Genomic DNA, 18,599 nt, shown 5'->3' with positions numbered 1-18,599 from the left:
GATATATTATTTTTATTTTCTTATTCAACTACTCCATTTCCTGTATTTATGCCCTTTTACAGCATAAAACAAAATCATTGCATACGACGGCGACAACATTAAATACGCTACCTGATTACCGCTTCTAGAAACATTTTGCATATTTTTTGCAACAATTGAAGCATTTATACTTTCCGTAATCATTCCGTAAAACAATGGAAAAACTGCACCGCCAATAATTCCCATTATCAAAATCGCGCTTCCTATTTTTGTATAACCGCCTAAATCCTGCAAAGCCATTGGCCATATTGCAGGCCAGCATAACGCATTTGCTAATCCTAAAAGTGCTACTAAAAAAATTACCAACGGTATATTTGGAATTCCCGGCAGTGCGATCATAATTTTTGGCGAAACCAAAACAATTGCTAAAACCAACAGTATACCTAATATACCTGAGATTTTTAAAGCGGAGACTTGCGAAACATATTTAGGTATTAAGACTATTCCCAATATATACCCAACAACCATTGCAGACATGGTAAACGAAGTTAATTTTAGATAGAAATTCCCATCATTACCATACACTCCCAATTGTTTACCGAAACCTCCGATAGAATCTCCTGCTAAAACTTCGGCAGACAAATACAACATTAATGTAATAACTCCTAAAACCAGTCGCGGATGCCTGAATGCATTTTTGATTTGTTTAAAAACACTTAAATGAGTAACATTCCCTTCTTCATCCAAATCAATTTCCGGTAAAGGAGAAAATTTTACCAATAATGCTAAAACAGTAATTATCAAACCCATATAAAGATACGGTCTTTGTAATTGCAATGCAAGCGAATTTAGTGCGTTTGTTTTTGCAGACTTCATCCATCAAGGCTATTTTGTCTGCTGTAAAATCCTGCATATTTGACAATACCAAAACCGTAAGCACAATTGGCGCTACAAATCCTGCTAGTTTATTTGCAATACCCAAAACGCTGATTCTTGCCGCAAAGACTTTCTCTTGGACCAATTACTACAACATACGGATTGGATGCTGTCTGTAAAACCGCCAAGCCTGTCCCCATTACAAACAAAGCCAGTAAAAATAAGATAAATGTTCGGCTTGTACTGCAGGATAAAACATAAAAGCTCCAGCGACTATTACTAAAAGTCCTAGAGAAATTCCGTTTTTATATCCCACTTTTTCAATAATATAGGAAGACGGAATTGCCATTACAAAATAAGCTATATAAAAGGCAAAAGTTACAAAGTAAGCTTGAGAAGAAGACAATTCGCAAGCCAATTCAAAAAACGGAATCAGTGGTCCGTTAAGCCAGGTTACAAATCCTAAGATAAAAAACGACAAGGTTAAAATAACCATTGGAACAATGGTATTCTTTTTCTCTAACTGTATTGCACTCTGAATGTTTGTCATAATTTTTGGGTTGATTGGTTAGTAGATTTAATTTTTTCAAAATCTAAATTAGAATCAACGCTTTAATTACCTGATGCGTAATTTATGCAAATATCTGCATTTTTTTTGCAAAACAAAAGTAGTACATTAATTTTCCTTAATCTCTAATTTAGATATGAATATTTTGTTAATTTTTATTGTCCCAATTTAAATAAGGGTAATATTTTGCCAAATATGCTTTTACATCGGCAATATCTTCTTTGGCAGTTAAGTCGGGAACATGCTCTGAGAACGGAATTCCAACTGTAGTATTCGGATTTTCCTTTACGGAGTTTAAAAGAACGGTTGGTAATTCTTTCTCATCACGCTCCGGATGAACCGGACAATTTTTAAGATGTGTATATAATGTCGTCGCCGTTAAACTTAAAAGCATTCATACTAACTCTTATTTTTCCTTCGCTGTCTTTATAGTGCTCCAAAACCTCTTCCGAAGGTTTTTCCAGAATATCCAGCAGTTGCTTATGCTGATCTAATTTTGCAATTGCAAAACGCGAAATACGTTCTTGCGGAAATTCCATTGCATCGCGGTCATAACTAATAAAAGCGTTCGGACTTTCTGTTTCTCTTAATGCGCGCAGTGCTTCTGCAGAATACAAATTATCGCTGTTGCAAACCGAATAAAATTGAGAATTCAATTCTGGATATTGTTCTACAGCCTGAAACAAAGCATCTGCAGTTCCAAAAGGCTTCACTCTTCCCTCAAGAATATATTGAACTGCAAAAGAAATATTGAGACCGTGAAAATCATTATTTTTCATTTTGGTTCCGTAAAACTCTTTAAACAATTCTCCTTGTTCACCTATAATAATGTAGATATTTATGTAACCTGCTTTTTTTGCATTCCATAAAAGATAATCTAAAAGAGGTCTTCCGCTTGCGCCGACACCAATTAAACCTTTGCTTCTTTCGTTGGCCTGCGCTATTTCTTCTGGAGATAAATTATCTAAAACTGCTTCTTTTTTCATACGCGAAGAAGCGTCGCCTGCTAAAATCACTAAATTGTCGTGCATCTTATTTTAAAATTTCAATATTATCAATAATTCGTACTCCGGGATCCACATTCACCACATAGGCCTCTTCTGCTCCCGCATTTAAAATTGCTTTTATTACTGCATCTTCATTTTTAGGATCGGCAATTACAACAATACTTCCTCCTCCGCCAGAACCCACAATTTTTGCTCCGTATGCTCCCGATTTCAAAGTCGCATTAATCATGGCATCAATTCTAGGAACAGTTATTTTGAGAAGATCACGCAATACTTCATGATGACCATTCATTAAAGCACCAATTTTTTTAAGGTCTAAAACTGGTTTTTCAAATTCTTTTAAAGCTTCTTTCGTATAATGATAGTTTTTAATCGCCGCTTCAAAATAGGGAATCAAACGATCTGGAAGACAATTTCGATATTGATCTAAATCTTCAATTTCTGAAGCATTTAGATCAAAATGGGGGTAATTTTGTTTTACAACATCAATTGCCATTAACGCATTTCCTTTTAACTCGCCAATTAATCCAATTGTCTCTTTGGGAACTCCCGAAACTCCAGTTATTAAACCTTTTAGCTCTGTTCCGATCACATCAAAAGAGAAAGGTTTTTTGGTATTAATATAAACGATATTCCCTACTCCAATACTAAAATGATCCATCATGCCGCCTGGTTCTCCATGTTCCAAAACTTCTGATTCGTATCCTAATTTCGAAAGGAATTCGGGTGTAACTTCATGATCGATTCCAAAAGCTTCAATCAGAAATCGGATCCAAGCCATTAATAAAGCCGACGAACTCGATGTTCCAGAATTAATTGGAATGTCTCCAGTAATGGTAATCGTATAGCCTGTGGTAGGTTTACAGCCGTATCTTCGTAAAACGCGAAGGGAAGATGCAAAATAATCTCGTGGTTCTAATTTTTCAAAAGATGCATGAATATCTATAACTCGAATTTCGTCAATATCGATCATATTTAGAACAAACGATTCGGTCTTATTTTCCTCAGCAATTAATTTTATATTTCTATCTATGGCGCAGGCTATAACAGGAAGTCCTAAATAATCTTGATGGTCTCCAAAAAGACAGGTTCTACCCGGCGCTGAAGCTGTAATTTTCCTCATTTAAAAAGAAGCTATTAAAATACTAAAAAACAATGTTTTAAAGTATATTTTGATTAGTAAATTTACTTTGATTTTGGGTTTTGATTGTACGAAACTATAGATTATATTTTGATAAAACAAATAAATTCAGAAAAAATGTGCTCGAACACACTTTTAAATGTTCTCGAGCACATTTTAAAAATTCAGAAAAACTATATTCCGAAAAATTAAATGTAATTTATATATTTGCTTCTATGGATAAAAAATATACTATTAAAGACATTGCGCAAATGGCCGGAGTTTCTAAAGGAACTGTCGACCGGGTTTTGCATAATAGAGGAAAGGTTTCTCCTCTTTGCGCTGGAAAAAATTAATGAGGTCTTAAATGTTATTGATTATGAACCGAATTTAATTGCCCGAAATCTAAAGAATACCAAGATTTATAAAATCTGTGTTCTTCTTCCAGATCCGGAAATAGATTCTTATTGGCTTCCTTGTGTTAATGGAATCCAAGATGCCGTAAAGGAATTCAAGCCTTACAGTGTCAATATTAGTATTCACTATTTTAATCCAGAAAATAAAAAGTCGTTTGTAAGCACCAATAATACGGTTTTAAATCTTGAACCTGACGCGGTATTAATTGCACCAGTATTTCATAAAGAAACTCTGGAAGTAGTAAAAGTTTATGAAGAGGCAAATGTTATTGTAAACACTTTCAACAATCAAGTACAGTCAAGTTCTGTAAAATGCTTTGTGGGTCAGGATCTTTACAAAAGCGGCCGGGTTGCCGCCAGTTTAATGAACTTAATTTTATCTAAAGGACAAATTGCAATTGTACATATTGACGAAAGCCTGAAGAACGCTGTTCACATGCAGGAAAAGGAAAAAGGTTTTAGAAGTTATTTTGAAGAAAAAAAACTGGATTCTTTTTCACTGACCACTCTTAAACTCAAACACCCAAATGTCGAAAGTAAATTTTTAAATTTTTTAGAAGAAAATCCAGATTTAAGCGGCGTTTTTGTTACTACATCCAAAGCGTATCAGATTGCCACAACTATTGTCTGCTCAAAAAAACAAAAAAATAGCTTTGATTGGGTATGATTTAATAGCTAAAAATTTGGATTATTTAAATCAAGGATTACTCCATTTCTTAATTCATCAAAATCAAAAAAGACAAGCTTATTTAGGCGTTAGCACATTGGCAGAACATTTCTTGTACAGTAAAGAAATACCTGAAACAATTTTACTGCCTATTGATATTATTAATGTTGAAAATGCCGATTTTTATATCTATTAATTTTACTCTTCGAGAATAAATTTCCCAAATGAAGAAGCGGTATGGAAATTAGGTTTTTCCGTTTTAGGATTAACCCAGGAAATCCATGTGGGTTCATATTCTAGATTTTCATTCTGCAAAAATTTCGCGCGATAAATTCCTGTTTGTATAACATTATCTTGAATTAAATCTAATTCTTTTAATGATGTCATGCTTATTTTTCCCTGTACAGTAAATGATTTTTGGTCTTGAAACGAATATATTTCTAAATGTCCTGTTGGCCATTTCCAGTTATAATCAAAATTCCACTCCGGATAAGCTTCAAAGTCTAAAACGCGAGTATCTACATCCATCTCCAGACAATAATACGGACTTAGTTTTTCATCTTTTCTAAAAAAAAAGCTCCACTCTATCTGAATTGCAAATACTGTCTGTAGAATTATCTGTTCTATCTGTATAAACTTCCGAATCAAAAACCTGAAAATTAAAATACAGATAATCTAAATTCCATCTCGCTCTAAATTCAATTTTAGAAAATGAATCTGTTTTCCAAGGCGAACAAAAATCTGTTAGACAATTTGCTTTTTCCCAAAAATCAGGATCTAAATTTTCAATGTTTATCTTTTCATTTTGTTTAACGAGATTGACTTTGTAGGCTTTTAAATCTGAATTCATTTTTTCGGTTTTATTTTAATTTTTCAAAATAAGAAATGACATTTTAAGATTGTGTTTTTAACTTTCAAAAAAACACCATTTCTATTTCTTTTAAAAATGCTAATATAAGGCAAACTTTTTCAGAAAATCTAATCGCCTTTTTTTTACTTCTGCAATAAAAATTTTTACAGAAAGAAAAAACTCACATATCCAAATTCTAAAAATACTTAATTAATTCTTAGCATTAGAAAATAACAATTGCGAAATTCTTAGTAAAAAACTGATGCGCTTTATATTCTTTAAAAAACAAAACTACCCGCTAAGAATCCGATTAAATCTGACAACTGTCGTTTGTACAATTTATTTTAGAATATCAACAGCTTTTTATCTTAAAAAAAATCACTAACACAATTTTATGTGCTCGAGAACATAAATTTTGTGTGTTCGAGCACATTTTTTGTGTTTTTTCTTGTTTTATAATTTTTTAATCTATAGTTTCGTCGAACAATTAGAATTTAGAGCTTAAAATTCGTATTCATTTTTAACCTTTTTTAGTTAAAAAAACGAATTCAAAAACGTCAACAAAAGCAAAATTTTAATCGTAGAAAAGAAAAAATCAACTAAACAAAAAACTCAATTATTAACCAAAACCTAACCAGAGTATGAAAAAAGTATTCGCTAAAAAGTCCAGCACTTTTAGAATGCATTCTGTACTTGAAAAAAGCTTAAAAACTGCTTTGTTTTCATTGTTGTCTTTAAGTATTCAAGCGACGCCTGCAAGACCAATTAGTGAAATTGCTTCAAACAAAACCAGTTTATTGGCATTTCAAAAAATTGTAAAAGGGAAAGTAGTCGACGAAAAAGGATCTCCAATTCCTGGAGTTAATGTTGTGATTAAAGGAAGTAAAACCGGTGTTCAAACCGATATGGACGGAAGTTTTGCTATCGAAGTTCCAAGCGCCTCAACCGTATTAGTATTTTCATTTCTTGGAATGCAGGAACAAGAAGCTCCCGCTGGAAATTCTTCTTTAAAAATTACAATGAAAGAATTGGGCCAGCAAATGGATGAAGTTGTTGTGGTAGGATACAGTAAAGTAAAAAAAGAGAGTTTAACTGGATCGCCGCAAACTTTGGATAATAAGAAAATTGTTGACATTACTACTCCTGCTGTCGAAAATATGCTGGCAGGAAAAGCTACTGGTGTTTTTGTAAATACAGGCGGAGGCCAGCCAGGCTCTGTTGGGAAAATTATTATACGTGGTAGAACCACCGTAAACGGAAGCACAGATCCGTTATGGGTGATTGATGGGGTAATTGTTGGAAGCAGTTCTGGAAATATGAATCCGGCAGATATTGAAACACTTACTGTGCTTAAAGATGCCGCTTCGACTGCAGTTTACGGTTCTCAAGGTGCCAATGGAGTTATTGTAGTAACCACTAAAAGCGGTAAGAAAGGAAAACCATCTATCAATTTTTCTGCTAGAACGGCAATGACTACAATCAATAATGGAAATTTTGACATTATGAACGGTGCAGAATTATATGATTTATATGATTCTTTTGCAAATAAAGAAGATTTTGAAAATGTTTGGTGGTGGACTCCTGAATTAAGAAACCAAAATTACGATTGGTGGAAAAATGGTTCTCAAACAGGAATAGCAAACGATTACAACTTATCTATCAGCGGTGGCGGCGACAACTTTAAAAGTTATGTTTCGCTTGGATATTATGATGAAACTGGCGCTGTAAAAGGCTATGAATATAAAAAATACAATGGTTTAATGAAATTTGAGTACAAACCAAATACGTGGTTTACATTACGTCCTCAAATAAACTTAACCAAAGAAACTACTTTCGACCAACAGCATTCTGTAGGTGCTCTATACGGAAATATGCCTTGGGATAGTCCGTATTTAGAAGATGGAACTTTGGTTGGAAATGCGCCAAATCCAACTTGGGTAAACACAACCGGCTCTAATTATTTATATGATTTACAATGGAATTATGGTGAATCTGAGAGCTATACCGTTCGTGCCAACCTCGATTTTGATATCAAATTTACAAGCTGGCTTACTTATGCTTCTGTAAACAATTATATTTTAGGAAACTATAATTCATCGTATTACTCAGATCCTAGATCTTCATCAGGAGAAGCGGTTAAAGGTAGAATAGAAGATTATTTTAGCACCTACAATAGGGTTTACAGCAATCAGCTTTTACGATTTAATAAAACTTTTGACAAACATAGTTTCAACGCTGTTGCGGGTTATGAATGGAACGAATACAATTCTAAATACAGCAACGGAATAGCAACTGGAATTCCACCGGGAATTGTTGTTGCCGATGCTTCTTGCGGTTCCAGAAAAAGTAGCGGGAGGAAGATCGCAATGGGCTGTACAATCTTTGCTGTCAAACTTGAATTATTCTTATGACGATCGTTACTTGGGGCAAGTTTCTTTCCGCCGAGATGGAGCTTCAAATTTTGGAAAAAATGCACAATACGGAAATTTCTTTTCTGTGAGCGGTGGATGGAATATTCATAAAGAAAGCTTTTTCCATGCCGATTTTATTAATAATCTAAAATTGAAAGCCAGTTATGGTTCTGTCGGAAACAGACCGAACAGCTTATATCCTCACCTTCCATTATATTCTTTTTCACAAAGTTATAATGAAAACCCAGGGGCTTTAATTTCACAATTGGCAAATCCAGATTTAAGCTGGGAAAAAACATATACCGGAGATATCGGTTTGGATATCGGATTGTTTAATCGTGTAAACATTACTTTGGATTATTACAATAAAAATACTTCTGATCTTTTATACAGAGTGCCTCTTCCAGGTGTAATTGGAGTAACCAGCATCTGGAGAAACGTTGGCGCGGTAAACAACAGAGGTTTTGAAGCATCGATTAATGTAGACATTATTAAAAATGATAATTTAAAATGGTCTGTTGATGCCAACATCGGTACAAACAAAAATAAAGTTACAAGCCTTTACGGTGGTAAAACTCAGATTATTGTTGGAGACGGAAGCGGTATTGCAGGTTCTGCTTCTAAACTTCTTAGTCCGGGAAGAGATGTAGACAGCTGGTATTTAACAGAATGGGCTGGTGTTGATCCCGAAAACGGAAAACCGCAATGGATGACAACAGATGCAAATGGAGCTCGTGTTAAAACGTACGACTATGGAGATGCATCTAAAAACCAAAAAGTAATTGGAGCCTATACGCCTGACTTTTTTGGAGGTTTTTCAACTAATTTAAACTATAAAAATTTCGATTTCGCGACTATCTTCAGTTATTCTGTAGGCGGAGAAATTTACAATTATGCAAGAGCAGAGTTTGATTCAGACGGCGCTTATACAGATCGTAATCAAATGAATTTGCACAGCGGCTGGAGCCGTTGGGAAAAACCTGGAGATATTGCAACGCATCCGCAGGCTATTTACAACAATCCAAGTAACTCCAACAAAGCTTCTTCTCGTTTCTTAGAAACTGGAACGTACCTTAAAATGAGAAGTGTGACTTTGGGTTATAATATGCCGATTGAAAGCCTGTACATTTCAAATTTAAGATTGTACATCGCTGGAGAGAATTTATTTACTATCACACATTATTCTGGAGTTGATCCTGAAATCCCGCCAATTAATGGTGCAATTTCTGGTGTTGCGACACAGGTTTATCCTTCGACAAGAAAAGTGGTATTAGGACTTAACTTAACTCTTTAAAAACAAAATCATGAAAAAGATATTTCTATTATTTACAGCAATTAGTTTCCTGTCTTCATGTGAGTTAGACAGAGAACCATTTGATTCCTACACACAAGACAAAATTCAGGAAGATAAAGAAGCTTCTATTGAAGTTTTATTAAACGGATGTTATGCGCGACTAAAAGGCTGGTCAGACGTTATGCACAGAGTTGGCGAATATCCTGGTGATAACATTATGATTAGAGGAACATCTACTGATTCTTTTTATTCTTTTATCTCGTATCAGCATGTTACTAATAATGATCGTTTATCTGTTTTTTGGAACAATAGTTATAAGATTATTTCGCAGTCTAGTGATTTAATTAAAATTATTAAAGAAGGAGAAAGTCAAGCTGTAGACCAGCAGTTAGGAGAAGCTTATTATTTAAGAGGCATGATTTACTTCTACTTATGCAAAACTTACGGAAGACCTTATGCACAATCTCCTGAAAGCAATTTGGGTGTTCCAATTGTAAATGGTCTGCCAGATGATTTAAACAATTTGACTTTACCGGATCGTTCAACTGTTCAAGACACTTACGCGCAGGCAATAAATGATTTGAAAAAAGCTGAATCTTTAATGAATGCAGATAAAACTGTCGCTTATGCAACGAAAGAAGCGGCTCAGGCGATGCTTTCTAGAATTTATTTGTACATGAGCGGTACTTATGAAACACCAAATCAAGAGTATGCAACGCAGTCTATAGAATATTCAAATAAAGTAATTGCGAGCGACCGTTACAATTTATTAAGCCGTTCAAGCTTCATGAAATATAATACTTATGCACCTGACGCTCCAGAACAAACGGAAACTATTTTTGCCGTAAAACAAGTTGCTTCTGAGTTTTCTGGTTACGATCACTATTACGGAATTGGAGGTATGTATGCCAACATTCAAGGTCAAGGCTGGGGAGAAATGTATGCCAGTGCCAAATATTTAGATTTACTTCATAAAGCTGGAGGAAAAAATGATGCGCGCTGGGCCTTTATTGATCCGCAATATGTAACTGACGCCGCAGGTAATAAAACAGAAGCATTTCGTTTTATCTACGATGTTTTTAATGCTGGAGGAACTCAAACAGGATACAACTACATGCGCAGACCTTTAAAACGCAATCCTGATGGTTCATTTTATATTACTATCGGAAGTACAAATTACAATCTGACAACCATAAATGCGGCAGAAAATCAATATTCTATTGTATATGAAGGAAAAACATATACCGGCGAAAAAGATTATATGATGCTTCTCAATCGTGTTTATCCAATGTATTATATCACAAAATGCTCACTTCAAGACAATGATTCTCACTTGCACTCTCCTATCATTTCGAGATTGGCAGAAATGTATTTGAATCTTGCTGAAGCGTATGCAAAAAAAGGAGATTATACTAATGCCTTGACCAACTTGAATATCGTGAGAGAAAGAGCCATTATTGGCGACGGTTATACCTCGCTTAGCGACTCAAATGCAGTACAGCGAATAGACGAAGAACGTCAGCTAGAGCTTGCTTTTGAAGCGCATCGTGGTTATGATGTTTACAGAAACGGACAGACAATGACCCGCCGTTATCCAGGTCCGCATCTGCCAATGAATGATGTTCCTGCAACGAGTTTACGTGTGGTACAATACATTCCACAATCAGAAATTAATGCATATCCGGGAACTTTAACCCAAAACCCATAATCGTTTTAGAGTTGTTTATTGTTTTTAACAGCCTCTTTAGTTGTAAAAATTAGAGAGGCTTTAAAAAAGTTAATCATTCAATACTTACTAATGAGAAATTTATTAAACCTGATTTTAGCTTTTTCACTTGTATCTTTTTCCTGTGCAGATCACAATGAAATTAATACAGAAAATAATGTTCTAGAAAACCCAAAAACGGAGATTTCTCTACCATTGGCTGGAAATGCATACAGTTCTAAGCATTTAGAAGAAAACAATACCATTACTGATAATGGCATCGAGAATTGGAAAAATGCTGATGAAACATTTACGGTTTATTTCAGAATTTTTAAACCGGGAACTTTCCAGATTTCTATTGAGGAATCTGTTGAAGTTTATGGGAAATCGGAGCTTGAATTTTCAATTTATAATGAAGTAAAAAAAGTAACTTTTAATACTTCAAAAAAAGAGATTTTAGTCGGAAACTGGAAAATCAATCAGGAAGGTTATGTGGCAATGAAAATAAAAGGAATTAGTAAAAGTGGCGATCGTTTTCCATCCATCAATAGATTAAAAATTTCCAGCGTTGATTACGACGGAAAAATCTCTTTTGTCCCAAATAATGAAGGAAATTTTTATCATTGGGGACGTCGCGGTCCATCTGTTCACTTAAATTATAGTGTTCCAGAAAACATAAATGCCGAATGGTTTTATAACGAAATTACCGTTCCTGAAAATGAAGATAAAATAGGTTCTTATTTTATGGCAAATGGTTTTGGTGAAGGATATTTCGGAATTCAGGTAAACGCGGCGACCGAAAGAAGAATTTTATTCTCAGTTTGGAGTCCTTTTAATACAGATGATCCTAAGAGTATTCCAGAATCACACAAGATCAAAATGCTTAAAAAAGGAGAAAATGTTCATACAGGTGAATTTGGAAATGAAGGTTCTGGCGGACAAAGTTATCTGAAGTATAATTGGAAAGCAGGTATAACATACAAATTCTTGCTCAAAGGATCTCCAAACAAAGACAATACCACAACGTATACCGCTTATTTTTATGCCACTGAAACAAATAAATGGATGCTCATTGCAAGTTTTAACCGTCCAGAAACCAATACTTATTTAAAAAGATTTCACTCTTTTTTAGAAAATTTTATTCCAGAGCAAGGCGATTATTCCCGTAAAGTTTTATTCAATAATCAATGGATTTGCGATGAAAAAGGGAATTGGACAGAAATTAATACTGCCCGATTTACCAATGACAATACTGGTGCAAAAGAGTATCGTATGGATTTTTCCGGAGGCACAGAAAACGATTCTTTCTATTTAAAAAATGGAGGCTTTTTTAATAATTATACAACACCAAAAACTAACTTTACAAGACCGATGACCAATAAAAAACCTGAAATAAATTTTAATTCTTTACCGTAAGCAATTTCTAAAAATAAAAAAATCTCAATATTTCCGATAATCAAAAATTATCAAAACATTTAAAACAAATTAATTATGAAAACCAGTAATTTAAAATTCATTTTGGCCGTTTGCATTATGTTGTGGGGAACATTTGCAACGGCTCAAATGATAAAAACAAAAACTCCATCGCGCGCAAAAGGTCAAACAGATGTTTTACGTTTAGTCGCGCCGTCAATTCCAACTGTTCGTGTGGCTTTTATAGGCCTTGGAATGCGTGGTCCTGGAGCTGTAGAACGCATGACGCATATTCCGGGTGTAGAAATCGTAGCATTATGCGATATGACTCAAGAAAATACAACGAAAGCTAATGAAATTTTAACGAAAGCCGGCTTTCCAAAAGCACAGGAATTTTATGGAGACGAAAATGTCTGGAGAAAAGTTACGGCACTGCCAAATGTAGATTTGGTTTACGTAGCAACAGACTGGCTTCATCACGCTGTTATTGGGGTTCAAGCAATGAAAGACGGAAAACACGTTGCGATTGAAGTTCCAGGCGCTTTGACTATGAAAGAAATTTGGGAGCTTATTGATACTTCAGAAAAAACTCGTAAACACTGTATGCAGTTAGAAAATTGCGTGTACGATTTCTTCGAATTGACAACTTTAAACATGGCACAGCAAGGTTTATTTGGAGAAATTCTTCATGCTGAAGGTTCTTATATTCATGGTTTACAGCCATTCTGGGGAGAATATTGGAACAACTGGAGAATGGACTATAACATCAAACATCGTGGTGATGTTTATGCCACTCACGGAATGGGGCCAGCTTGTCAGGCTTTAAATATTCACCGTGGAGATAAAATGAATTTCTTGGTTTCTATGGATACAAAAGCAGTTGGAAATCCTGCTTATATCAAAGAAAAATCTGGAAAAGAAATTAAAGATTTTAGAAACGGAGATCACACCATGACGATGATTCGTACGGAAAATGGAAAAACAATTCAGATTCAGCATGATGTAACTTCTCCTCGTCCGTACAGCAGAATGTATCAATTAAGCGGGACAAAAGGTTTTGCCAATAAATATCCGTTAGAAGGTTATGCTTTAGACGGAAAAGAATTAGGCGATGACGTTAAGCCAAATCATGAAAAATTAAGCGCACACTCCTTTGTTCCTGCTGATGTTAAAAAAGCTCTGATGGAAAAATACAAACATCCAATTGCTAAAGGCATTGAAGAACAGGCTAAAAAAGTTGGAGGTCACGGCGGAATGGATTTCATTATGGACTACAGATTAATTTACTGTTTACAAAAAGGACTTCCGTTAGATATGGATGTATACGATTTAGCAGAATGGTCTTGTCTTGGACCATTAACTGAAATTTCATTGGATAATAATTCTGCTCCTGTTGAAATACCCGATTTCACTCGAGGCGGATGGAATAAATTGAAAAAATTAGAATTTTCAGAATAAATATTGGTTAGTTAAAGAAGACAAGAGGGCAGCGTAAAAAATTGCTCTCTTGTTTGTTTTATAACATTTGTAAAATCAAAAGACCAACATAAAAGGCATATTATTTGAAAATATGTTTTTTTTTTACAAAGCTCCGTAGGAGCGAAATATTTATAGAATTTAAATAAGATAAATGAGAAAAAGCTCCAGCGGAGCGACATAAATTTTAGATTAAAAAATATGTCGCTCCGCTGGAGCTTTAAATTGTATGCATCTATTCTTTGCTATAAATATTTCGCTTCTCTGAAGCTTACAAAAAAAGGAGCTATTCTTTTCAGAAAGCTCCTTTTAAATATTAATTCAAAAACTACTTCCAGTTAAAAGTAATTTTCTTTTCAATTTCACTGCTTAAACTTAGAAATACCGGACAAGTCATTGTCGCGCGTTCTAAGATCGTTTTGTTTTTTTCGTCTGCTACGCCTTGCATTTCGAATACAATTTCAATTGTACCGATTCTTCGTGGCTCTGCATTCATGATTTTTGTTACTTCGGCTGTAGAGCCAACAAAATCAACTTCTAAATCACGGGCTTTAATTCCCATAATTGTCATCATGCGACTTGCCAAAGCATTTGCAACTGTATCTGTAGGAGAGAACGCCTCTCCTTTTCCGTTATTATCTAATGGTGCATCAGAAATAATTTCGCTTCCCGACTGCACATGAATTGATTTTGTTCTTAAATCGCCTAAATAGGTTACTTTTGATGTCATTAATTTGCTACTTTTAAAGTTAAGTCACTATCGTAATACAAGATGTAAACACCTTTATTAGCGTGTCCGCCATCTTCTTTTCTATAATATTGAAATTTATTGTCTACTTGCTGCGTAGTCATTAAATCTGCTGTTTCCTGAAATGTTTTTCCCTGCACCAAACGCATCATCGTATCAAACGTAACGTCAAATCCTCTGGTTGCATATGTATTTGGATTCACTTTGTTTTTCAGACGGTATTGTTTTTCAAAAATTAAAACGTTCTGTTCGTCACTTTCGCGGGTAACAGACGGATACATTAATTTTAGTTTTACTAAATTATCGAAACTAATTTCATCGGTGTCCAATGTACTGTTTGGTTCTAAAATTACTAACTGAACCTGACATGTTTTTTGAGAATCAATTAAGGCTTTAATAGTCGTTTTAATCATTGCAGTATTAGCCGTTTCCATAACCACATAATTCATACGGTTTGGCATTAGCAGACTTTTTAAATTAGCAACGTCTATACCTCCAGTTTCTGTCAAAGAAGCAAACGCAACACCTCTCTGATTTTGTTTGATATAATTGATAATTGACTCTTTTTTCTTGTCAACTACTGCCACAATATTTCCATTTTTAGAACGCATATAATCAAAAATTGAATTTTTAATTACATCACCAGCAGGTATTGATTGATACAAATTCTCAATCGGATTTGCGCTGTCTTTTGACAATGGCGAAATAACCGGCACATTATATAAACGAAGTGTATTAGCTGTTGATTCGGCATTATTTTGGTAAAACGGTCCAATAACAGCATCAGCATCCTGAAGTTTATTCGTTAAATTAGATACATTTGAAGTCGTTTTAGTTTCTTGCGAATCGTAAATGGCAACATCAATTGGCAGTTTTAATGTTTTTGCAGAGTCAATTGCCATCATTGCACCAGAATAAAAATCTAAAGTCATGTTTAAGAACTTATCACTTTTAATTCTGTTAGCTGTTCCAGAAGTATCACTTTGAACTTTAGCCAAATTAAAAGGCAGTAATAAAACTACTTTTTTACGCTCATTCGTACCTCTTTTTTTAGTTAATTCAACAACTTCTACATTATCATTTTCAGTTGATTTTACTTTATCAATAATCTTAATACCGCCTCCATTACTGTTAACTGAAGACTCAGCCGTTTTTTCAGTCGGCACCTGCGCCGCTACAATTGGAGCTGGAGCAATATATCCTGCAGGAACTTTTAAAACCATTCCTTCTTTTACTCCTTCAGAAAGTGACGGATTTAACGCTACTAATTCTTCTTGCGATAAATGAAAAACTCTTCCTAAACTATAAAAAGTTTCTTTTGGTTTTACTTGATATTCCATGTAAGAAACTGCTTTTTTAGATTCAGCGACTTTTTTAGGTTCTTCCGTTTTTGCTGGAACTGCAGAAGCTGAAGTTTCAGTTTTTGGAGCCGTTCCTTTTATCGTTACTCTGTATCCAACTGGTAAACTCGAAACGATTTCAGGATTTCTTTTCTCTAAATCTTCAACTGTTGTATTGTATTGTTTAGCAATCGAATACTTAGTTTCTTTTGCTTGAACATCATGATACACATATTTTTCAGAACCTTTTTCTTTTGCAGGTTTCGTTGCGGCTTTTGGAACAGTTCCTTTTGCTGGAATCACCAATTTTTGTCCAATCTGAACTCCATTTTTTTCCAAAAACGGATTTGCGACTTTTAATGCTTCGTCTGAAATTCCGTATTTCTTCTCAATACTGTAAAAGGTTTCTTTTGGTCGCACTTCATGAATTATTTCTTTTCCAGAAACGGCCGCAGTTTTAGTTTCAGAAACTTCTTTTTTAGCATCACCGTTTTTAGTTGGAATCAATAATACAGAATTCGGAACCAAACCTGTTCTCGCATCTGGATTCAGCTGGTAAATATCGAAAGGTGTTACCTTAAATTTTTGTGCAATCTGATTAATAGTTTCTCCGCTGGATACCTTATACTTAACCACCTTTTCCTGAGAAAAAGCACTTGTAGAGATAAAAAATACGAAGGACAATAATGTTAAATAATATTTCATAATAAGGCTTAAAAACAATTTAATTTCTAATTCTAAAAGCAAGTTACAAATTTTCCTGAAAGCAAAATTCGCGCCGTTTCTTCATTTTGTCAAAAATTACCTCAGATCGATTTCTACTTTGGCAATAATGATTTCTTTATATAACTCATCTTCTTCTTTTTTCTTGCATTGATAAAGCACTTCTTCCATGTTTTCGAATTTATCGCCGTAAACATAGTACGAAAGGCTGTTAATATTAAAGAAGAAACTAGCATTAAAATCGCCAGAATCAATGAGTTTCATAATAAACTTATCGCGCTCAACTGCGTCTGTAAATATACCCAAAACTAAGTAATACCCATTGGAAACTTCTCTAAGATTATCATAAACTTCCACTTTTACTGTTTTATCAGGTCTTAATGGATTGTCTTTCAACTCTTGTTTCATTTCTTCCAATGAAATAGTTTTGGAACTTTCGGCTGTATTATTTTTTTGCTGTTTTTTAACGGCTTCATCCTGATACTTTTTCAATTTTACCAAAGCCAGTTTATCATCAAATTTTCTAGCTTCCATACTATAATAAGAAGCTTTGCTGATATGTCTTTTTACTTCGATTTTCTTTTGAGTATCTAATGAATCGATTTTTGCAATCAAAAGTTGATTTTGCGCATCGCCCTGCTCCTGCTCTATTTTGTAACGTTTGATTTCTTCTAATGACAAACGTTGCTCGCAAAGATGTCGAGTTATTATTCTTTTCGCTTTCGCGGATTTTCTTCTTATACTCCTGATTTTCCTCAACTGCAATTCGCTCTACTTTATTCATTAAACCCGCATACGCTTTTCTGTTTTCTGCCAGTTCTTTCTTTAATTGAGACGATAATTCGTTGGTTTTGTTAATTCCGTCAAATGACTGTTTTTCCAGTCTTTTCGATTCATCGACATTTAAAATATCCATTTTTTTTAATTCTTTCAAATCACTATTCATCGAGTTTACCAGCGAATCTAATTTGGTCATTAAAATATCCTGAACATTTTTATTGGCCTCTAAAACCAAACGCAGTTTTTCAACTGAATTTTCTTTGGAACCATTCATATCATTCAGATTCACTTTCAAATCATTAATCTTTATAATTTTCTGATTCATTTCTTTTTGAACAACAAGACGGTCTTTCAAATCATCAATTTCAACCGTTTTGGCTTTTGTTTTTTCAACAACCACTTGTTTTTCAGCCAAAGCCAGCATCAATTCTTCGCTTTCGTTTGCAGGTTTTATTTCTTTGGTATTGATCGCTAGTTTGTTGCCAACAATTAATCCGTTTACAATTTCAGGATTTTGAGATTCTAATTGGTCAATCGAAATTCCGTATTTCTTTGCAATAGAAAATTTTGTTTCTTTTGGTTCAACCACATGAAAAACAGTTTCCTGATTGATAACACGAACTCTTCCGTCTAAGGTTTTTCTTTTATTTGGAATAATAATCGTCTGACCAATCTGTAATCCGTTTTGAAGAATGTCTTTGTTTAAATTTTCTAAATCCTGAACCGAAACATTGTATTCTCTGGCAATACTGAATAAAGATTCTTTAGCCAAAACTTGATGTACTACTTTAGAAGAAACAGCATTTTCTTGTTTAACTGATTGATCCGAATTTTGAGGAATTATTAATTCTTGACCGATTTGAAGTCCGCTGGCAAGAATTTCTTGATTGGCATTCTGAATAGCTTCTAAAGAAACATGATATTGTTTGGATAAGCCGAAGAGCGTTTCTTTGGGTGCAACAATATGAGTTTGTTGCTGCGCTTTATTTTTTTGGGAGTTGTGAACTGGAATCTTTATAATCTGATTATCCTTGATTCCGTTTTGCGATTCGGGGTTGAGTTTGTAAATCTCATCTATCGAAACCTTATACTTTTGGGCAATAAAATAAGCAGTTTCTCCTTTTTGAATCTTGTGCTCAATAATTGACTCTTGTGCAACTATTCTGTTAAAAGACAAAACAAACACAAGAGAAATCGTTAAAAGTTCTCTCATAAATAGTAGGTTA

General features: G+C 34.3%; 20 protein-coding genes. 9 read left to right on the top strand and 11 right to left on the bottom strand.

The features are described 5' to 3' along the window. Positions 1-24 precede the first annotated feature (24 nt). Positions 25-816, bottom strand: a complete 792-nt coding sequence (locus ACZZ95_RS14235; RefSeq protein ID WP_463469547.1) for an MFS transporter — start codon at positions 814-816, stop codon at positions 25-27. Between ACZZ95_RS14235 and ACZZ95_RS14230 the strand changes: the two genes are divergently transcribed. After that, positions 816-1,034 (top strand): hypothetical protein, encoded by a 219-nt coding sequence (locus ACZZ95_RS14230; RefSeq protein ID WP_463469546.1) that lies wholly within the window; start codon positions 816-818, stop codon positions 1,032-1,034. The two genes, ACZZ95_RS14235 and ACZZ95_RS14230, sit on opposite strands and share 1 nt — an antisense overlap. 20 nt (positions 1,035-1,054) lie before the next feature. On the opposite strand, the gene ACZZ95_RS14225 is transcribed toward ACZZ95_RS14230, so the two are convergent. The 4 genes from ACZZ95_RS14225 to ACZZ95_RS14210 form a co-directional block, all read right to left on the bottom strand. After that, the gene (locus ACZZ95_RS14225; RefSeq protein WP_463469545.1) at positions 1,055-1,405 is read right to left on the bottom strand and encodes a hypothetical protein; all 351 of its coding nucleotides are present in this window, start codon (positions 1,403-1,405) and stop codon (positions 1,055-1,057) included. A gap of 166 nt (positions 1,406-1,571) precedes the next feature. Beyond that, on the bottom strand, positions 1,572-1,817 hold the full coding sequence (locus ACZZ95_RS14220) for a hypothetical protein (protein WP_463469544.1): 246 nt from the start codon (positions 1,815-1,817) through the stop codon (positions 1,572-1,574). After that, positions 1,774-2,454, bottom strand: coding sequence for a sugar phosphate nucleotidyltransferase (locus tag ACZZ95_RS14215; RefSeq protein WP_463469543.1), 681 nt, complete (start codon positions 2,452-2,454; stop codon positions 1,774-1,776). The genes ACZZ95_RS14220 and ACZZ95_RS14215 overlap by 44 nt, the downstream gene beginning before the upstream one ends. A gap of 1 nt (position 2,455) precedes the next feature. Further along, a complete protein-coding gene (locus ACZZ95_RS14210) occupies positions 2,456-3,553 on the bottom strand; it encodes a GHMP family kinase ATP-binding protein (RefSeq protein ID WP_463469542.1) in 1,098 nt (365 codons plus the stop codon). A gap of 233 nt (positions 3,554-3,786) precedes the next feature. Between ACZZ95_RS14210 and ACZZ95_RS14205 the strand changes: the two genes are divergently transcribed. The 3 genes from ACZZ95_RS14205 to ACZZ95_RS14195 are packed head-to-tail and all read left to right on the top strand — an operon-like array spanning position 3,787 to position 4,829. Next, positions 3,787-3,906, top strand: coding sequence for a LacI family DNA-binding transcriptional regulator (locus ACZZ95_RS14205; protein ID WP_463471681.1), 120 nt, complete (start codon positions 3,787-3,789; stop codon positions 3,904-3,906). After that, positions 3,863-4,633 carry a substrate-binding domain-containing protein gene (locus ACZZ95_RS14200; RefSeq protein WP_463471680.1) on the top strand — a complete coding sequence of 257 codons (771 nt, stop codon included), beginning with the start codon at positions 3,863-3,865 and terminating at the stop codon, positions 4,631-4,633. Before ACZZ95_RS14205 ends, ACZZ95_RS14200 begins: the two co-directional genes overlap by 44 nt. Beyond that, positions 4,590-4,829, top strand: a complete 240-nt coding sequence (locus ACZZ95_RS14195; RefSeq protein ID WP_463471799.1) for a hypothetical protein — start codon at positions 4,590-4,592, stop codon at positions 4,827-4,829. The genes ACZZ95_RS14200 and ACZZ95_RS14195 overlap by 44 nt, the downstream gene beginning before the upstream one ends. A 2-nt stretch (positions 4,830-4,831) precedes the next feature. Here ACZZ95_RS14195 and ACZZ95_RS14190 read toward each other — a convergent pair whose 3' ends face one another. Both ACZZ95_RS14190 and ACZZ95_RS14185 read right to left on the bottom strand, forming a co-directional pair. Further along, a complete protein-coding gene (locus ACZZ95_RS14190) occupies positions 4,832-5,161 on the bottom strand; it encodes a hypothetical protein (RefSeq protein ID WP_463469541.1) in 330 nt (109 codons plus the stop codon). A 37-nt stretch (positions 5,162-5,198) separates the two neighbouring features. Further along, complete coding sequence (locus ACZZ95_RS14185) at positions 5,199-5,483, bottom strand: hypothetical protein (RefSeq protein ID WP_463469540.1); 285 nt, start codon at positions 5,481-5,483, stop codon at positions 5,199-5,201. A gap of 641 nt (positions 5,484-6,124) precedes the next feature. On the opposite strand from ACZZ95_RS14185, the gene ACZZ95_RS14180 reads away from it, so the two are divergent. From ACZZ95_RS14180 to ACZZ95_RS14160, 5 genes are all read left to right on the top strand, one after another. Next, positions 6,125-7,894, top strand: coding sequence for a SusC/RagA family TonB-linked outer membrane protein (locus ACZZ95_RS14180; RefSeq protein ID WP_463469538.1), 1,770 nt, complete (start codon positions 6,125-6,127; stop codon positions 7,892-7,894). Next, positions 7,806-9,188 (top strand): SusC/RagA family TonB-linked outer membrane protein, encoded by a 1,383-nt coding sequence (locus ACZZ95_RS14175; RefSeq protein ID WP_463469537.1) that lies wholly within the window; start codon positions 7,806-7,808, stop codon positions 9,186-9,188. The genes ACZZ95_RS14180 and ACZZ95_RS14175 overlap by 89 nt, the downstream gene beginning before the upstream one ends. Positions 9,189-9,198: 10 nt before the next feature. Beyond that, positions 9,199-10,896, top strand: a complete 1,698-nt coding sequence (locus ACZZ95_RS14170; RefSeq protein WP_463469536.1) for a RagB/SusD family nutrient uptake outer membrane protein — start codon at positions 9,199-9,201, stop codon at positions 10,894-10,896. Between the two features lie 90 nt (positions 10,897-10,986). Continuing rightward, positions 10,987-12,309 (top strand): DUF3472 domain-containing protein, encoded by a 1,323-nt coding sequence (locus ACZZ95_RS14165; RefSeq protein WP_463469535.1) that lies wholly within the window; start codon positions 10,987-10,989, stop codon positions 12,307-12,309. Between the two features lie 117 nt (positions 12,310-12,426). Further along, positions 12,427-13,764 carry a Gfo/Idh/MocA family protein gene (locus ACZZ95_RS14160; RefSeq protein ID WP_463471679.1) on the top strand — a complete coding sequence of 446 codons (1,338 nt, stop codon included), beginning with the start codon at positions 12,427-12,429 and terminating at the stop codon, positions 13,762-13,764. 346 nt (positions 13,765-14,110) lie between these two features. Here the strand turns inward: ACZZ95_RS14160 and ACZZ95_RS14155 are convergent, their stop codons facing one another. From ACZZ95_RS14155 to ACZZ95_RS14140, 4 genes are all read right to left on the bottom strand, one after another. Continuing rightward, complete coding sequence (locus ACZZ95_RS14155; RefSeq protein WP_463469534.1) at positions 14,111-14,512, bottom strand: OsmC family protein; 402 nt, start codon at positions 14,510-14,512, stop codon at positions 14,111-14,113. After that, positions 14,512-16,575, bottom strand: coding sequence for a PBP1 and LysM peptidoglycan-binding domain-containing protein (locus tag ACZZ95_RS14150; protein ID WP_463471678.1), 2,064 nt, complete (start codon positions 16,573-16,575; stop codon positions 14,512-14,514). Before ACZZ95_RS14150 ends, ACZZ95_RS14155 begins: the two co-directional genes overlap by 1 nt. A 96-nt stretch (positions 16,576-16,671) precedes the next feature. Next, positions 16,672-17,127 carry a hypothetical protein gene (locus ACZZ95_RS14145; RefSeq protein WP_463469533.1) on the bottom strand — a complete coding sequence of 152 codons (456 nt, stop codon included), beginning with the start codon at positions 17,125-17,127 and terminating at the stop codon, positions 16,672-16,674. A gap of 1 nt (position 17,128) precedes the next feature. Beyond that, positions 17,129-18,586 (bottom strand): LysM peptidoglycan-binding domain-containing protein, encoded by a 1,458-nt coding sequence (locus ACZZ95_RS14140; RefSeq protein ID WP_463469532.1) that lies wholly within the window; start codon positions 18,584-18,586, stop codon positions 17,129-17,131. Between the last annotated feature and the right edge of the window lie 13 nt (positions 18,587-18,599).

Source organism: Flavobacterium sp. AC267 (assembly GCF_979258715.1).
This window is presented reverse-complemented; position numbering and strand designations above follow the sequence as displayed.